Here is a 16,254-nt window from a genome sequence, read left to right as displayed (position 1 = left end):
CGGTCATCCTCCCTGGGACACGACACGACGGCCGGCCAGGTCCCAGAGCCGGCGGGTGAGCAGCGCGAGCACGACGACCCAGACGGCCTGGACCGCCATCTGCCCGAAGGCGTCACCGACGTCGATACGGCCGACGTAGATGGAGAGCGGCACGCTGAGCGTCGCCTGGAACGGCAGGAACGAGCTGAACGTGATGAACCAGTCCGGGAAGTACCAGAGCGGGGCGTACACGCCGGAGAGCAGGTTCTGCGCGAAGACGAGGATCAGCAGGGCCGCCTCGTTGCGCAGGGTCCAGAAGCAGAGCAGGTCGACCAGCATCATCACGTAGTACAGGACGAGTTGGCCGAGCAGCATGCTCACCGCGAAGACCCCGGCGACCGAGGGGGACGCGGGCAGGGGGACGACGCCCACGGCGAGACACAGCACGTATCCGGCGAGCACCCAGCCGAAGCCGTACAGCTGGTCGCCGAGGGCGCGCAGTGCGTAGTAGCGCTGGGGCTTCATCGGCCGCAGGTACCAGTAGACGATCGTCCCGAAGCGCAGGTGCTGGATCACCATGTCGCGGCCGGCCTGCCGGTCGAGGCCGCGGATACGGCTCGCGAGGACGGCGAGTACGGCGTAGCCGACGGCCTGGGTCTCGTCGAGCCCGGCGCTGGACTCGGTGTTCGCGTACAGCCCGCGCCAGAGGTAGACGACCAGGCAGACCTGGACGAAGAGTCGTATGGCGGTGGCGGTCATCCGGGGCGGCGCGAGCAGTTCGCCCCGGGGGGTGATCCAGGAGACGCGACAGGCACGGGAGAGGGCGGCTGTGAGGGTGCGGGAGGCGGGGGCAGGGGTGGACGGGGTGGTCGCGGCCATGGTTCAGCCGCCCTGGGGAGTGGAGGGTGAGTCGGCGGTGGCGTTGGCGGCTGAGGCGGAAGCCGAGGTGGGAGCGGCGGCGACGGCGGCCAGGTGTGGGCCCTCTCCCTCCTGGGCGGGTACGTCGCTGAGGTAGGCGGCGCGCATGACGTCCTCCAGGTCGTTCTCCTCCAGCGCGAGGTCCGCGACCCGGAACCGCCCGATGATCACCTTGAGGGCCTCGTGAACGGTGGGAGCGTCCTCCTCCACGGGTCCGAAGACGACGCGTGGCCCTTCCTGCCGCACCACACCGATACCGGCGAACCCGGGCAGCGGAACGGAGCCACCCGCTCCTTCCCCCTGCTCGACGGCTTCCACGACCTCGACGTCGGCCGGGTCGGTGAGGGTGGCCCGGACCTGCCAGGTGCCGCCGAAACGCTGCCGGATCTCCTGGAGGGAGCCGTCGAGGACGATCCGGCCGTGGTTGATGAGCACGACGCGTTCGGCGAGGCGTTCCACCTCGGTCATGTCGTGCGTGGTGAGCAGGACGGTACGGTCGCGCTCCTCGACCTGGTGCCGCAGGAACCGCCGTACCTGCTCCTTCACCACCACATCCATGCCGATGGTGGGTTCGTCGAGGAAGACGACGGGCGGGTCGTGCAGCAGCGAGGCGGCGAGATCACAACGCACCCGCTGCCCGAGCGACAGATGCCGGACCCGGGTGTCCCAGAACTCGGAGAGTTCGAGGAGTTCGTCGAACTCCTCGATCCGCGCCCGGAACTGCCCTTCGGGAACCCCGTAGATGTCCCGCAGGATCTCGAACGACTCCCGGGCGGGCAGATCCCACCACAGCTGCGTGCGCTGCCCGAACACGGCCCCGATGTTGTGGGCGTTGCGCTCCCGGTCCCGGTGCGGGACGACCCCGGCGACGAGGGCCTCGCCGGAGGTGGGTGTGAGGATGCCGGTGAGCATCTTGATGGTGGTGGACTTGCCGGCGCCGTTGGGACCGAGGAGGGCGAGCAACTCCCCTCTGCCCACCTGGAAGTCGACGTCCTGCACCGCGACCTTGTCCACGCGCCGCGGACTGACGAGCGACCTGAGCGCGCCCGCGAATCCGGGTTGCCGCACGGTCGTCCGAAACACCTTGCACAACCCACGCGCCTCGATCACCGCGGACAACGGCATCACTCCCCTTCACCGCCCGTTCGACGTCCCGAACGTCATCCGGAACGACTGCGGCATGCTAGGCCCATGCCCCGCACGGGGAAACCGATTTCTCGCCCGCCGGAGCCGGCAGGTGAGCCGTTCTGCCGTCGTTCACAGCAGGAGGCGCAGCAGTCGGTCCTTCCAGGTGGTGAAGGGCGGGTAGGCGAGCCGGAGCGGGTCCGCGAAGAGTGGCTTGTCGAGGACGGCCTTGGTGTGGCTGAAGGTGTCGATGGAGTGCTCGCCGTGGTAGCGGCCGAAGCCGCTTTCGCCGACGCCCCCGAAGGGCAGGCCGGGGACGGTCAGATGGGCGTTGGGGGCGCCGAAGGCCAGGGCGCCGGAGGAGGTCTCCGCGGTCAGGCGTCGCTTGCTGCCGGCGGAGGCGGTGAAGGCGTAGAGGGCCAGGGGTTTGTCCCGTTCGCTGATGAACGAGATGGCCGCGTCCAGGTCGGGGACGGCGACGACGGGCAGGACGGGGCCGAAGATCTCCTCGTTCATCACCGGCGCTCCGGGGTCGACGTCGGCGAGGACGGTGGGGGCGATGTAGCGGCTGTCGCGGTCGTGGTCTCCGCCGACGACGGTGCGTCCGTCCTTGAGGAAGCCGACGAGCCGGTCGAAGTGGCGGGTGCTGACGATGCGGCCGTAGTGGGGGCTGGTGGCCGGGTCGTCGCCGTACATCTCGCGGACCGCTGAGGCCAGGTGCGGTTCGAGTGCGGTGGCCGTCTCGCCCACGGCGAGGACGTAGTCCGGTGCCACGCAGGTCTGGCCGGTGTTCATGAACTTGCCCCAGACGATGCGGCGGGCGGCCGTGGCCAGGTCGGTGCCGGGTTCCACCACGGCGGGGCTCTTGCCGCCCAGTTCCAGGGTCAGCGGGGTGAGGTGGCGTGCGGCGGCGGCCATCACGATCCGGCCGACGGCGCCGTTGCCGGTGTAGAAGATGTGGTCGAAGCGCTGTTCCAGCAGGGCCGTGGTCTCGGGGACGCCGCCCTCGACAACGGCCACCGCCTGCGGGTCGAGGTGGAGCGGCAGGAGCCGGGCGAGGGCAGCGGAGGTGGCGGGGGCGAGTTCGCTGGGTTTGACGACGGCGCAGTTGCCCGCGGCCAGCGCGCCGACCAGGGGGGCCAGCGCCAACTGCACCGGGTAGTTCCACGGGCTGATGATCAGGACGGTGCCCAGGGGTTCCCGGACCAGCCGGGCGCGGGCGGGCGCGAGCGCGAGCGGTACACCGGTCCGACGCGGGCGCAGCCATGCTTTCAGGTGGGCGAGCGTGTGGTCGATCTCGTTGACGGTGAACCCGATCTCGGTGGTGAACGCCTCCGTCGGACTCTTCCCGAGATCGGCTCTCAGAGCCTCGCCCAGCTCCTGGGCGTGGTTCGTCAACAGGGTGCGCAGGGCCCGCAGTTGGGCGCGGCGCCAGGCCCCGGGCCTGGTGCGGCCGGATGCGAAGACGGTACGCAGTCGGGCAACGGTGGCCGCGGCTTCGGTACCGGGCGCCCGGGTGGTGTCGATGGTGTCCATGTCAGCAGCTCTCCAGGATCGCGGCCGTGGTGGCGAAGGCGTCGGCGGTGGCGAGGTCGAAGTCGCCGTGGTCGCTGCCGAGGCCCTGTGCCACCAGCGCGGCGGCGGTGCAACCGAGCACGCCGCACTCCCGCAGTCCGCGGCCCAGGCCGAGTCCGCGCAGGAAGCCGGCCGAGAAGGCGTCGCCGCAGCCGGTGGTGTCCACCACGTCGACCGCGAAGGCCGGAATCTCGATCACCTCGTCCTCCGTGACCACCAGCGCACCGCGTGCGCCCCGGGTGACGGCGACGCACCCGACCCCTTCCGCGAGGAACCTGCGCGCACCGTCCTCCAGCGTCGCGGCACCGGTGAGTCCGAGCACCTGCTCCTCGTTGGGCAGCAGGTGGTCCAGATACGGGAGTGCGGGCGCGATCCAGTCGAACAAGCCGCTGTCGCCGGCGACGAGCAGGTCGGCGGAGGTGACCACGCCCGCGGCCCGTGCGGGAGCGAGTATCTTCGCCGCGGCCTCGCCGCCCATCAACTCGGGTGCGCCCATGTGCAGATGGGTGGCTTCGGCGATCTCCGGGTGCGGGGCGTCGTCCGGTCCGTAGCTGATGTTCGCGCCCAGGACGTGGAAGGCGGGGCGGCTGCCGTCGGGGCGGATGGGCAGCACCGAGGCCGAGGTCTGGGTGTCGTCGCGGCGCAGGACGAGAGAGGTGTCCACGCCGTGGCCGGCCAGCATGCTCAGCAGCAGGTCACCGATCGGGTCCGTGCCCACCGCGCCGGCGGTGCGCACCGCCGCTCCCAGCTTGGCGAGGGTCAGCGCGGTACCGGCGGCCGTGCCCGCCGGGCTGAACCGGATCTGGTCCACCAGGGTCGCGCCCTGCCCGTCCGGGATGGCCTCGACGGGCCGGACCTGCACGTCGAACACGTGGGCGCCGAGGGCTATGACTGTCTGGCTCATCGGGTGCTGTCCTCTCCTGTGGGGTGGGTGGTGCCGTAGCCGCGCCGCAGGGCGGAGGTGATCACGGAGGTCTGCTGGCCGTCGTCTAGGACCCGCGGCTCGCCGATGTGGGCGGCTCGCAGGTACACGCCGCACAGCCACTCCAGGAGCAGCGCGTTCTCCACGGCCTTGGCGAGCGTCGGCCCGAATGTCACGGCGCCGTGGTGGGCCATCAGCGCCGCCGACCTGCCGTCGAGTGCCGTGAGGACGTGCCGGGCCAGCTCCGGGGTGCCGAAGACGGCGAACGGCGCCACGCGCACGGACCCGCCGAGCAGCAGCTGCTGGTAGTGGACGCACGGAAGTTCGTCGAGCACCAGGGACAGCGCGGTGGCCTGGGGGGAGTGGGTGTGCACCACGGCGCCGGCGTCGTACCGCTGGTAGATCCCGAGGTGCAGTTCCAGTTCGGAGGTCGGTTCCAGGTTCCCGGCGAGTGTCCCGCCGTCGGGGCCCACCACCGTCACCTGCTCGGGCGTGCACTGTCCGAGGACGGCGCCGGTGGCGGTGACCGCGATCCGGTCGCCGTCGCGCACGCTCACATTGCCTGCCGTGCCGATCAGCAGTCCCTCGCCCGCGAGGCGGTGGCACGCCTCCGCCACGGCGCGCCGCGGTTCCGGAAGCAACTCGTTCGCGTCAGCCATGCCGCGAAGGTACCCTGAACATGAAACAAAGTCACGTTTGGTTTTATGGAAGGGACGCGGCGGATGCCCACGACGGACGGACCCGACGAGAGCGACACGGTGCAGGTCACGGCGCTGCGGCTGCGACGGATGCCACGCCAGGCCCGGGCGAGGGAGAAGGTCGCCCGTGTGCTGCAGGCCGCCGAACGGCTGCTCGTCGCGGAAGGCGCGGACGTGCTGACCACGACCCGCGTCGCCGCCGAGTCGGGGGTTTCCGTGGGTGCGCTGTACCAGTACCTGCCCGACCGGGAGGCCATCGTCGAAGCCCTGGCCGATCTGTACCTGACCCGCCTGGAAGCGGCCATGGAGTCGTTCGTCGAACGCGCGCACACGGAGACATGGAGCGATCCGGTGACCGTGCTCGTCGACGCCTTCGCGGACATCTACCGTTCCGAACCCGGCTTCCGGGCCCTGTGGTTCGGACGCCACCTCACCGAATGGACCAGGCAGGCCGACAGCAGGCACAAGCGCGTCATGGCGGCGGGGGTGCACCGCATCCTGGTCGCACAGCGCCTGTTGCCCGACGACAGGGAGGCGGCGACGGCCTGCTACACCGCCTTCCTCGCCGCCGACGCGGTGACCCAGGACGCCTTCCGCACGGACGCCACCGGAGACGCCGAACTGCTCGGCCAGCTCAAGAGCATGCTGCGCGCCTATCTCGGCCACTTGACCCGGTAGGCGCGAGGCCGACGACCGGGTCCGCCCCTGGCGCCGGCCAAGCGCGATCTTGGCACAGAGCGGGTTGCCCGCCGACCGTGGCCGTGGAGCCCGCGGTCGGCGGCCGAGCCGTCGTCCCCGGCCTGAGGGATTCCGCCCCCGGCACTGAGCGATGTCGCCCGCCCCAGCGGTCCGTGCGGAGCGAGTCGCCCGCTGCCGTCATGCCGTCTCGGCGGCGCCCACACCGTCGACCCGGTGCGTGAACCGTGACGGGCCTCTCATGTCAGCTCCTCCTGCCGGCAACATATTTACCCGCCAATGTGCAATTATCTTTCCTGACTCCTGACTCCTGACTCCTGGCTTCGTGGGCGGTGCGCTGCGGCGCCATGCCTCCGGCCCCGACTTCCGACCCTGTGTGGAGAAGCGCAGTGAATCTCGGCGGACCAGACGATCTGTCCCTTGCCCACCAGGGGCACCCGGTGGCCCGCCTTGGCGGCCGGTACGAACTACGCCTCCTGCTCGGCTCCGGCGGCATGGCCGAGGTGCACCTCGCGCACGACCTCCGGCTGGACCGCGGCGTGGCCGTGAAGACCCTGCGCGGCGACCTCGCGCACGAACCGGCGCTCCAGCAACGGTTCCGGCGGGAGGCACAGTCCACCGCGTCGCTCAACCACCCCGCCATCGCGGCGGTGTACGACACGGGCGAGGACACGAGGTACGGGTCCCGACTCCCGTACCTCGTGATGGAGTACGTCGACGGCATGACGCTGCGGGACTCCCTGCACCCCGGGACGCCGCTGACCGTCGAGCGGGCCCTGGAAGTGACGGCCGGCGTCCTGCGCGCCCTCGCTCATTCCCACCGACATGGCATCGTGCACCGGGACATCAAGCCGGCCAACGTCATGCTGACCTGGGCCGGAGAGGTCAAGGTCATGGACTTCGGGATCGCCCGGGACGCGCGGGACGCCGGCATGACGCAGACGTCCGCCGTGATCGGGACCGCCCAGTACCTCTCACCGGAACAGGCGATGGGGCAGGAGATCGACGCCCGTTCCGACCTGTACTCCACCGGCTGCCTGCTGTACGAACTGCTGACCTTCCGCACGCCGTTCACCGGTGAGACCCCGATGGCGGTGATCTACCAGCACACCCAGGAGACCCCGCGCCCACCGAGCCTCTTCAACCCCGAGGTCAGCCCGCAGGTGGACGCGATCGTCCTGCGGGCCCTGGAGAAGGACCCCGCCTGCCGCTACGAGTCCGCGGAGCACATGCTCGCCGACATCGAGGCGTACCTCGGTACGGGGCTCCTGGTCTCGGGCGCCGAACTTCCCCCGGGACAGACCGACCTCCCGTACGACGATGCCGAGCAGGAGGAGAGCGGCCATCGTCGAGGAAGCGCTCTGCTGATCACGGCTGGCGTGGCGGTCGTGGTCCTGGCGTTGGTGCTGGGCTGGTTCATGTTCGGGCGTGGTACGGCCGACAACGGCGAGGTCGAGGTACCCGACCTTGTGGGCCAGACCCTGGAGGAGGCCCGGAGTGCGGCGGAGAACGTCGACCTCACCGTCACCGTCGGCAAGCGGGAGCCTTGCGCCGACCAGCCGAAGGGCCACGTCTGCGAACAGAGCCCGCGGGAAGGGAGCATCGCCAAGGGCGAGGCGGTCTCCGTCACCGTTTCCACCGGCGCACCCGAGGTCGCGGTTCCGGACGTGACGGCCAAGGACCAGGACGACGCGTCCCGGATCTTGGAGGACAAGGGTTTCGAGGTGAAGCTGCGGCATGTCGAGTCCGAGGACGACCCCGGCACCGTCCTCGAGCAGGACCCGGACGGCGGCGAGAAGGTGGAGAAGGGGACCGAGATCACCCTCACGGTGGCCAAGGAGGCGGCGAAGTCCAGCGTCCCCGACCTCACCGGCAGCACGGTGAGCGAGGCACGGAAGCTGTTGGCCGAGCAGAGCCTGAAGCTGGGGAGCACGACCGAGGTCTAGAGCAGCGCCGCGTCCGGAACCGTGGTCGGGCAGAGCGCCGCCTCCGGCGAGGAGGTCGAGCCGGGTACGGCGATCGACATCAAGGTCGCCAAGGCCGTGCAGACCGTGCGGATCCCCGCCGGCATCGTCGGCGGGACCCTTGCCGAGGTCCAGGACGAACTGAGTGCGCTCGGCCTCCAGGTCAGTGTCGCCACCGGTTACTCCCGGGCGTCCGACGCGGTGGTGACGTCGAGCACCCCCGCGGCGGGAAGCGAGGTGAAGGCGGGAAGCACCGTGGTCGTCGTCACCGAGGACGCCGGCGCCGACCAGTCGGACGAGGACACGAGGACGGGGACGGGTGGTGATGACACGAGTGGTGACGCAGAGACTCCGACACCTCCGTTGCCGCCGGCCCTCCCGGTCCCGGTGTGACGCTCGGCAGGGCCGATCTCTGCTCGCGGTCGCTCGGCACACACCGGCTTCCTGGCCCCGATGAGATGCGGGACCGTCAACGCCGGGTTCTGGGCCGAAACGGCACCGGCGGGGCCACCGCTGCCCTGATCGCCGCCGGAGTGGACGGCGCCACCGCGGCCGCCACGGTCCGTCGCCCGCACGGAACCGGGCAGGCGCTGCATGACCAGCGGGAACCGCAGAAACCCCGCCGAAGCCGGCCTCGCCCCCTCACCATCGCAGCCGCCCTTGTCACGGTGGCTCTCCTTACCCCCTTCCCCTCGCGATCGACCGGGCCGTCGCGACGCGCATCGAGGTTCTCGTGCGCGGCATCCGCCTGCCCAGACGCTGATCCACGGCCGCCGCACCAACGAAGTGCCCGGAAAGTTTCTCCAGTTCGAGGCAACCCTTTGCGGGGCCTGTGGCAACAAGGGAGCGGATCCGGTCAGTTCCGGTGGCCGGATCCGGATTTCCTCTGGTGTACAGCGTGCAAGGAGAACCTCCCCCTCATGGACAACCCCACGAACGGCGGGCGCCGCGGGCGTCATCGCCGTCGCTGGACCGCGACCGGTCTGCTGCTCGGCGCGCCCGCTCTCGTCGTGCCGTATCTCCTGTTCGCGCAGGAGGACTCGCAGGCGGCGACGATCGACTCAGGCGCCTATTACCGGCTGGTCTCGGTGCGCAGTGGCAAGGTGCTGGACGTCAACGGTTTCTCCACTGCCGACGGCACCCGTATCCAGCAGTGGACCGACCAGAACAGCGCCAACCAGCAGTGGAAGCTGAAGCCCGCTGGGGACGGCTACTTCGAGCTGGTGAACCGCAACAGCGGCAAGGTGCTGGGCATAGCGGGCAATTCCACCGATCGGGCGGCCGCCGCCGAGCAGCAGACCGACAGCTCCGCCACCTCCCAGGAGTGGAAGGTCGACGAGGTGAGCGGTTCCGAGGCCGTCACCCTCACCTCCCGCAGGAGTGGCCAGGCCCTGGATGTCTCCGGGGGTTCCACGGCCCAGGGCGCGGCGGTCATCCAGTATCCGGGCCACGGCGGCACCAATCAGCAGTGGAAGCTGGTGAAGGTGGCCGAGGCCCAGGCGTCGGGGGCCGGCGGGGAGCAGGCGACGGCCGCGGCGGGGCCGTATGTGTGGAAGAACGCCCAGGTGGTGGGCGGGGGTTATGTCACGGGGTTGGTGTTCAACCCGAAGGAGAAGGGTCTGCTGTACGCGCGTACCGACATGGGCGGCGCCTACCGCTGGGACACCGGGGCCGAGCAGTGGATCCCGCTGACCGACTTCCTCGGTGAGAAGGACTGGAACCTGCTGGGCATCGACTCGCTGGCCACCGACCCCGTCGACCCCAAGCGGCTCTACCTCGGGACGGGCACCTACACCAACGAGTGGGCGGGCAACGGCGCGATCCTGCGCTCCACCGACCAGGGCCGCACCTTCCAGCGCACCGATCTGCCGTTCAAGCTGGGCGCCAACGAGCCCGGCCGCGGCACGGGCGAACGGCTCGTGGTCAACCCCGCGGACAACAGCACCCTGCTGCTCGGCACCCGCAAGAACGGCCTGTGGCGCAGCACCGACCACGGCGCGACCTGGAAGCAGGTCTCCTCGTTCCCCGTCAAGGACGGAGCGAGCAGCGGCGCGGGCATCTCGTTCGTGACGTACGGCAAGGCCGGCAGCAACACGGTCTACGTCGGCGTCCACGACAAGTCCACCTCCCTGTACCGCTCCACCGACGGCGGCAGCAGCTGGCAGGCCGTCGCCGGGCAGCCCACCGGCCAGTTGCCGCACCACGGTGTGATCTCCGGTGACGGCTCGCTGTACCTGTCCTACAGCAACAGCATCGGTCCCATGGACGCGACGGCGGGCTCGGTGTGGAAGTACACGCCGTCCGGCGGCGCGTGGAAGAACATCACGCCGTCGCAGGGCGGTTACGGGTTCTCCGGTCTGTCCGTCGACCCGCAAAAGCCCTCCACGGTGATGGTCACCACCCTCGACCGCTGGTGGCCCGAGGACGAGATCTACCGCACCACCGACGGCGGCTCGACCTGGAAGGCGCTGGCCGACAAGTCGCAGCGGAACGCCTCCGGCGCTCCCTACGTCGGCACCCACACCGGGCACTGGATGACCGCCCTGGCCATCGACCCCTTCGACTCCGGGCACGTGCTGTACGGCACCGGCAACGCCATCTGGCGCAGCAAGGACGCGAACGCCTCCGACAGCGGCGGCACCAGCCACTGGGCCTCCGGGGCCCGCGGGCTGGAGGAGACCTCACTGCTGGACGCGATCGCCCCGCCGGGCGGCGCCACCGTCATCACCTCCATGGGCGACCAGGGCGGCTTCCGCCACGACTCCCTGACCGAGGTGCCCTCCGGGCGGCTGAAGAGCCCGCTGATGAACAACAGCACCGACATCGACTTCGCCCAGTCCAAGCCCTCGGTGATGGTCCGCGTCGGCACGGGCGACACAGGCGACGGTGGCTACTCCACCGACGGCGGCAGCACCTGGACCGCCTTCAAGGCAGAACCGGTCGCCGGCGCGAGCAGCGGCCGCATCGCGCTCGCCGCGGACGGCTCCACCATCGTCTGGACCCAGGCCGGCCAGGCCCCCTACCGCTCCACCGACAACGGAGCGAGCTGGTCCAAGGTCAGCGGCCTGGGCACCGACGCCGTGGTCGTCGCCGACCGCTCCACGGCCAGCACCTTCTACTCCCTGTCCGGCGGCAAGCTCTTCGCCAGCACCGACGGCGGCGCGACCTTCACCGCCCGCGCCACCAGCCTGCCCTCCGGCCGGCTCGCCGCCGTCCCCGGCATCGCCGGAGACCTGTGGATCGCCGGCAGTGACAAGGGACTGCTGCACTCCACCGACGGCGGCCGCACCTTCACCACACTCACCACGGTGAAGTCCGCCTCCGCCCTCGGCTTCGGCAAGGCCAAGACGGGCACCGACTACCAGGCCCTCTACCTGCTCGGCACCGTCGACAACGTCACCGGAGTCTTCCGCTCCACCGACAAGGGCGCCACCTGGCTCCGCATCAACGACGACGCCCACCAGTGGGGCGCCATCGGCAGCCTCGGCGTCATCACCGGCGACCCCGACACCTACGGCCGCGTCTACATCGGCACCAACGGACGCGGCCTCCAGTACGGCGACCCGTCCTAACCCCCCAAGCACCCATGCAGGGGTCGCAGGCCGTGCGCCTGCGACCCCTGCATTGTGTTGGGGCCGTGCGCCTGCGGCCCCTGCATTGTGTTGAGGGACCTCACACGGACATGGGCCGCCAGTCCGCTTCACCGATACGTCGTGAACGATGCCGACCGGCGCACCCCAGCCGGCCATCTGCACGCGGCGCCCCTCGGCTCCGGCCGCAGCTTCGGGGGACGGCAGCCACAGAGACGCTGCCTCCGTACTCGACACTCGACACTCGGCACTCGATACTCGATCGCCAGCCGTCAGCTGACGCCCGCGTCGGCGACGGCGACGGCGACGGTCGACCTTGTCGTCGGGTCCCACAAAAGAGAGGAACCCCAGCCGATGCACGGCTGGGGTTCCTCTCGGTGGTGAGTGTCGATCAGGCGGGTCAGCGCTTCAGGGTGAGGATGCCGGGCCGGTACGGCAGGTTGTCGTACGAGGTGTTCGGCGGCGTGTTGGGCGACTTGCCCTGGTAGAGGAACTGCAGGTTGCAGGGGTCGATGGTCATGGTCTGGTCGGGGTTGGTGCGGACCAGGTCGCCGTGGCTGATGTCGTTGGTCCAGGTGGCGCCGCTGTTGGCCTTGCCGGCGAAGGGGTTGGACTCGGTGGCGGCCTGCGGGGTCCACGGACCGTTCAGGCTGGTGGCGGTGAAGGAGCGGAAGTAGCGCTGCTCGCTCGCACCGCGGGCCTCGACGATCATGAGGTACTGGTTCTGCCCCTTGACCTTGTAGACCTGCGGGGCCTCGAACAGGTTCTTCACCGTGTCGCTCATGACCGTCGTGTACGAGGAGCCGAAGCTGCCGGGGAAGTTCCCGATCGGCATGCTCGACTTGTAGATCTTGCCGTTGTCACCGGCGAAGAACAGGTGGATGTTCTTGTCGTCGGCGATCAGGGTCTGGTCGATCGGCCCGGTCGGGGAGTCGGCGCGGGGGATGCTGCCGGTGAACAGCGGCTGCGGCGCGGACCAGCCGTCGGGGTCGGTGGGGTCGCTGGAGGTGCGGTAGCTGAAGGGCGACGCACCCCACTGGTACGCCAGCACCCAGATCTTCTTGGGCGCGAAGTAGAACAGCGTGGGCGCCACCGTCTTCTGGCTCATGCCGGTCTGGCGGGCCGACGCCATGTCCGACCAGTCCGTGAAGGGGCTGAACGCCATCGAGCCGTAGGCCGATCCCGAGTAGTTCGACCCGTAGACCAGGTGCTTGCCGTTGTACGTCGTGGTGGTGAAGTCCTTCAGCGAGGCCCACCCGTTCGCCGGCTGCGCCAGCGCGCCCGTCGAGGTCCACCGGTACGTCGACGGAAGAGCACACGTGTCGCTCTTCGGCGCCGTGGTCGTGTCGCTCTTCGGCGCCGTGGTCGGCTGGAAGTTCCAGCGTTGGTTGCCGCCGCCGTTGGTGTCCCAGATCTGGACGGGAGTGCCGTTGGCGGTCCGACCGCCGGGGGTCTCCAGCGCCCGGCCGCTGGCGACGTTGGTGAGCGTGTAGGAGCCGTCGCTGTTCTGGCGAGCCTTCCAGTGCTGGTGGGCGCCGCCGTTGGCGTCCCAGACCGTCATCCTCGTCCCGTTGGCCGTCCGGCCCGCCGGCTCGTCCAGTACCCGGCCGCTGGCGATGTTGGTCAGGGTGTAGGAGCCGTCGCTGTTCCGGCCCGCCCGCCACTGCTGGTTGGAGGCGCCGCTGGCGTCCCACACCTGGAGCGGGGTGCCGTTGTCGTTCTGTCCCGCGGGCTCGTCGAGAACGCGTCCCGAGGCAGCGTTGGAGAGCGTGTAGACAGTGCCGGAGGTGATGCCCCCGGCCTGCGTACCGCCGCTGCCGCCGCTGCTGGTGCTGCCGCCGCTGCCGGTGCCGCCCAGGGCGGTGAGCACGGCGCTGTAGGCGGGCTTCTTGTTGCCGCCCGCGTCGAACAGCAGGGCGTTCTCACCGGTGCGCCAGGAGTCGCTGTCACGGATGCCCCACACCGTGATGCCCGTGCAGCGGGCGACGTTCACGCACGCCTGGACGGCGTTGCCGTACGCGGTGGCGGACGCCTGGGCGATGTCGAGCTCGGTGATCTGGACGTCCACGCCGAGCGCGGAGAAGTTGGACAGGGTGGTCTGGAAGCTGGCCGGCGGGCCGCCTGCGCCGAAGTGGCTCTGGAGGCCGACGCAGTCGATGGGCACACCGCGGGACTTGAAGTCCTTGACCATCTTGTAGACGCCCTGGGTCTTGGCGTCGGACCAGTTCTCGATGTTGTAGTCGTTGTAGCAGAGCTTGGCGGAGGGGTCGGCGTTCCGGGCGGTGCGGAAGGCCTCCTCGATGAAGCCGTTGCCCAGTACGTCCTGGAACACGGAGCTGCGGTGCTGGCCGCTGCCGCCGTCGGCGAAGGCCTCGTTGACCACGTCCCAGGCGTAGATCTTGCCCTTGTACTGGGTCATCGTCTGGGTGATGTGGTTCTTCATCACCGTGCGCAGGGTGCCTGCGTCGGTGATGGACTTGACCCAGTTGGGCAGTTGGGAGTGCCAGACCAGGGTGTGGCCGCGCAGGCGCTGCCCGTGCGCGGAGGCGTGGCTGACGATCGAGTCGGCGGCGGCGAAGGTGAACTTCCCGCGGGACGGTTCGATGGCGTCCCACTTCATCTCGTTCTCCGGGGTGATCATCTTGAATTCCCGGTCGAGAATGGCGGAGTACGTGGAGTCGCCGAGCCTGCCCGCGGCCACCGCCGTGCCGAAGTAACGGCCGCTGCCGGCCGCCGCGTCGGCGGCCGTGGCCGGTGCGGAGGCCTCCGGCGAGAGTGCGGCCAGGGCGACCAGGGGTACGGCGGCACCCGCGGCGGCGAGGACCACGGAGGCGGCGATCACGCGGCGGGTCGCCGGACGGCGGCGATGAGAGCGGTTCTGATCTGACAACGACATGTCCTTCTGGCAGCGGGCCTTGATCCGGCCCCGGATACCTCCCAGTCGCCGCCACGCACACACAGGTTGCCGCGATCGGGCGAAGAATCTTCACGGCCGTCGCCACCATCCCCACCCAGTGGAGGAAGACGTCGGCCTCGCAGCGGAGGCGAATTCACTGTCATCCGGGGTCGGGAAGTCCGTCTGGTCCCCTTGGGAGCCGGAGGACTGGTACCCGACCGAAGGCGCTTCACCGCGATCTGCTCGACCGTCGAGCTGTCGCGATCTGCTCGACCGTCGAGCTGTGCGGCAAGGGGCTGTGCGGCAGGGGAACTCGTCCCCTGCCGCACAGCGGCGTTCACCGGGTTGGGACGAACCCTCCCCGGACCGACGCGGAGCCGCCCGAACCCTGCGCGTCGACGCGGTAGCCGTCGCCCGCGGGACTGCGGTCGTCGGTGCCGTTGTTGAACTGCGCGGCGAACTCATGGCTCCCGGCCGGCACGGTCAGGCCCAGCTTGAGGACCCAGCGGTAGACCAGCGTGCCGCCGGCCTCCTGGACGGTGACGGTGAAGTCACCGCTCGGCAGGGTCTGCCAGGTACCGGTGTTCTTCGCCTTGCCGGTCTGCACGATCCGGATCTCGACCGTGAGCGAGGTGAGCGGCTCGGTCGTCTTGAGGGCGAGGTTGCTCTGCGTCCAGTAGACGGTGCTCTTCGGATCCACCGAGCCGGCCGACCGCAGCGGCCCGTTCTGGCTCTCGTCGGCGGCCGGCGATGGACTGGTGGCCGACGGAGTCGGGCGCTCGCTGCCCGGGGTGGTGACCGGGGCCGGCGCGGCAGGGGTGGGGCGGGCCGATGTCGGCTGCGGGGAGCTGACGGTCGGGGACGGGGAGGCAGGCGTGGTCACGGTGGGCGAGGGCGACGGAGACGGGGACGGCGATGAGGTGGCGACGATGGCGGCGACGGCGAGGCCGCCGGTCGCCAGGATGCCGGTGGCGGCGAGCCCGGCGAGGGCGACCCTGGTCCCGGACCTCGCGAACGGCCGTGCGCGGTGACGGACGGTGGGGCCGGCCATGCCGCGTTCCACCCGGGCCAGCATCCGCGCGCGGTCGGGCCGGTGGGCCTCGGCGGCCTCGCGCAGCCGACGGTCGATCTCCTCGTTCACCGGTTCCTCCTTCCTGGCACCAGATCCCCGGCCGCTCGTGCGCCCAGTATCCTTTCCAGCTCGGCCATTCCCTTCGAGGTCTGGCTCTTCACCGTTCCGACCGATACGCCGAGCGCCGCCGCCGTGTCCTTCTCCGACAGGTCGAAGGCGTGCCGCAGCACCACGCAGGCGCGCTTGCGGAACGGCAGCCGGGCGAGCGCCGCGCGGACGTCCTGCACGGCCGCCACGTCCGGCCCCTCCACCTTCTCGGGGCTGCGGGACCAGAACAGTGTGATCCGGCGTCGCTCCCGCACCTTGCTGCGGATCCGTCCCCGCGCAAGGTTGGCCACCACACCGCGGGCGTAGGCAACCGGGTGGTCGGCCTGCCGCAACCGGTCCCAACGCTGCCACAGGGCGAGCAGGGCATCGGCCGCGAGGTCGTCCGCCGCGTCGGTCTCGCCGGTCAGGAGGTGCGCCAGACGGGCGAGCTCGGCATAGTGGCGCTCGAAGAATTCGTGGAACTCCGCGGACGCGTCATCGAGGACCATCCCTCGGTCGCCCTCTCCTAGCCATGATGTGCGCGCTGGTTGCGCGTTTAACAACAACCGGTGGCGCAGCCTAACAACAGCCGACCCGCCACGTCGCCGACGGTCGCCGGGGCCGCCGAGGCCGCCAGGGCCGCCAGGGCCGCCAGGGCCGCCAGGGCCGCCAGGGCCGAACTGCGGGTGCCCTCGCTCTTGCCACTCCTCTCACCTGTTTCTTGTCCCGACG

General features: G+C 70.3%; 12 protein-coding genes. 4 read left to right on the top strand and 8 right to left on the bottom strand.

All coding sequences use genetic code 11. The features are described from left to right. Nucleotides 1–3: 3 nt before the first annotated feature. The 5 genes from ACZ9QC_RS24585 to ACZ9QC_RS24565 all read right to left on the bottom strand — a co-directional run bounded on the left by ACZ9QC_RS24585 (nucleotide 4) and on the right by ACZ9QC_RS24565 (nucleotide 5,178). Nucleotides 4–858 (bottom strand): ABC transporter permease, encoded by an 855-nt coding sequence (locus ACZ9QC_RS24585; RefSeq protein ID WP_472915098.1) that lies wholly within the window; start codon nucleotides 856–858, stop codon nucleotides 4–6. Between the two features lie 3 nt (nucleotides 859–861). Then, nucleotides 862–2,016 carry an ABC transporter ATP-binding protein gene (locus tag ACZ9QC_RS24580; protein ID WP_472921792.1) on the bottom strand — a complete coding sequence of 385 codons (1,155 nt, stop codon included), beginning with the start codon at nucleotides 2,014–2,016 and terminating at the stop codon, nucleotides 862–864. 138 nt (nucleotides 2,017–2,154) lie between these two features. Beyond that, nucleotides 2,155–3,558 carry an aldehyde dehydrogenase family protein gene (locus ACZ9QC_RS24575; protein ID WP_472915097.1) on the bottom strand — a complete coding sequence of 468 codons (1,404 nt, stop codon included), beginning with the start codon at nucleotides 3,556–3,558 and terminating at the stop codon, nucleotides 2,155–2,157. A 1-nt stretch (nucleotide 3,559) separates the two neighbouring features. Further along, a complete protein-coding gene (locus ACZ9QC_RS24570; RefSeq protein ID WP_472915096.1) occupies nucleotides 3,560–4,501 on the bottom strand; it encodes a carbohydrate kinase family protein in 942 nt (313 codons plus the stop codon). Further along, nucleotides 4,498–5,178, bottom strand: a complete 681-nt coding sequence (locus ACZ9QC_RS24565) for a class II aldolase/adducin family protein (RefSeq protein ID WP_472915095.1) — start codon at nucleotides 5,176–5,178, stop codon at nucleotides 4,498–4,500. Before ACZ9QC_RS24565 ends, ACZ9QC_RS24570 begins: the two co-directional genes overlap by 4 nt. Nucleotides 5,179–5,241: 63 nt before the next feature. Here ACZ9QC_RS24565 and ACZ9QC_RS24560 point away from each other — a divergent pair, with 63 nt between their 5' ends. From ACZ9QC_RS24560 to ACZ9QC_RS24545, 4 genes are all read left to right on the top strand, one after another. Further along, nucleotides 5,242–5,895, top strand: a complete 654-nt coding sequence (locus ACZ9QC_RS24560) for a TetR/AcrR family transcriptional regulator (protein ID WP_472915094.1) — start codon at nucleotides 5,242–5,244, stop codon at nucleotides 5,893–5,895. Nucleotides 5,896–6,407: 512 nt separating this feature from the next. Next, nucleotides 6,408–7,859, top strand: a complete 1,452-nt coding sequence (locus ACZ9QC_RS24555) for a protein kinase domain-containing protein (protein ID WP_472921791.1) — start codon at nucleotides 6,408–6,410, stop codon at nucleotides 7,857–7,859. Nucleotides 7,860–7,880: 21 nt separating this feature from the next. Further along, nucleotides 7,881–8,270 (top strand): PASTA domain-containing protein, encoded by a 390-nt coding sequence (locus tag ACZ9QC_RS24550; protein WP_472915093.1) that lies wholly within the window; start codon nucleotides 7,881–7,883, stop codon nucleotides 8,268–8,270. Nucleotides 8,271–8,797: 527 nt separating this feature from the next. Further along, nucleotides 8,798–11,449, top strand: a complete 2,652-nt coding sequence (locus tag ACZ9QC_RS24545) for an RICIN domain-containing protein (RefSeq protein WP_472915092.1) — start codon at nucleotides 8,798–8,800, stop codon at nucleotides 11,447–11,449. A gap of 418 nt (nucleotides 11,450–11,867) precedes the next feature. Here the strand turns inward: ACZ9QC_RS24545 and ACZ9QC_RS24540 are convergent, their stop codons facing one another. The 3 genes from ACZ9QC_RS24540 to ACZ9QC_RS24530 form a co-directional block, all read right to left on the bottom strand. Continuing rightward, complete coding sequence (locus tag ACZ9QC_RS24540) at nucleotides 11,868–14,363, bottom strand: non-reducing end alpha-L-arabinofuranosidase family hydrolase (protein ID WP_472915091.1); 2,496 nt, start codon at nucleotides 14,361–14,363, stop codon at nucleotides 11,868–11,870. Nucleotides 14,364–14,700: 337 nt separating this feature from the next. Next, on the bottom strand, nucleotides 14,701–15,504 hold the full coding sequence (locus ACZ9QC_RS24535; RefSeq protein ID WP_472915090.1) for a hypothetical protein: 804 nt from the start codon (nucleotides 15,502–15,504) through the stop codon (nucleotides 14,701–14,703). Further along, nucleotides 15,501–16,031: a SigE family RNA polymerase sigma factor gene (locus ACZ9QC_RS24530; protein WP_472915089.1), complete on the bottom strand. Its 531-nt coding sequence runs from the start codon at nucleotides 16,029–16,031 to the stop codon at nucleotides 15,501–15,503. The genes ACZ9QC_RS24535 and ACZ9QC_RS24530 overlap by 4 nt, the downstream gene beginning before the upstream one ends. Between the last annotated feature and the right edge of the window lie 223 nt (nucleotides 16,032–16,254).

The organism is Streptomyces sp. HUAS MS02 (assembly GCF_055702265.1).
This window is presented reverse-complemented; position numbering and strand designations above follow the sequence as displayed.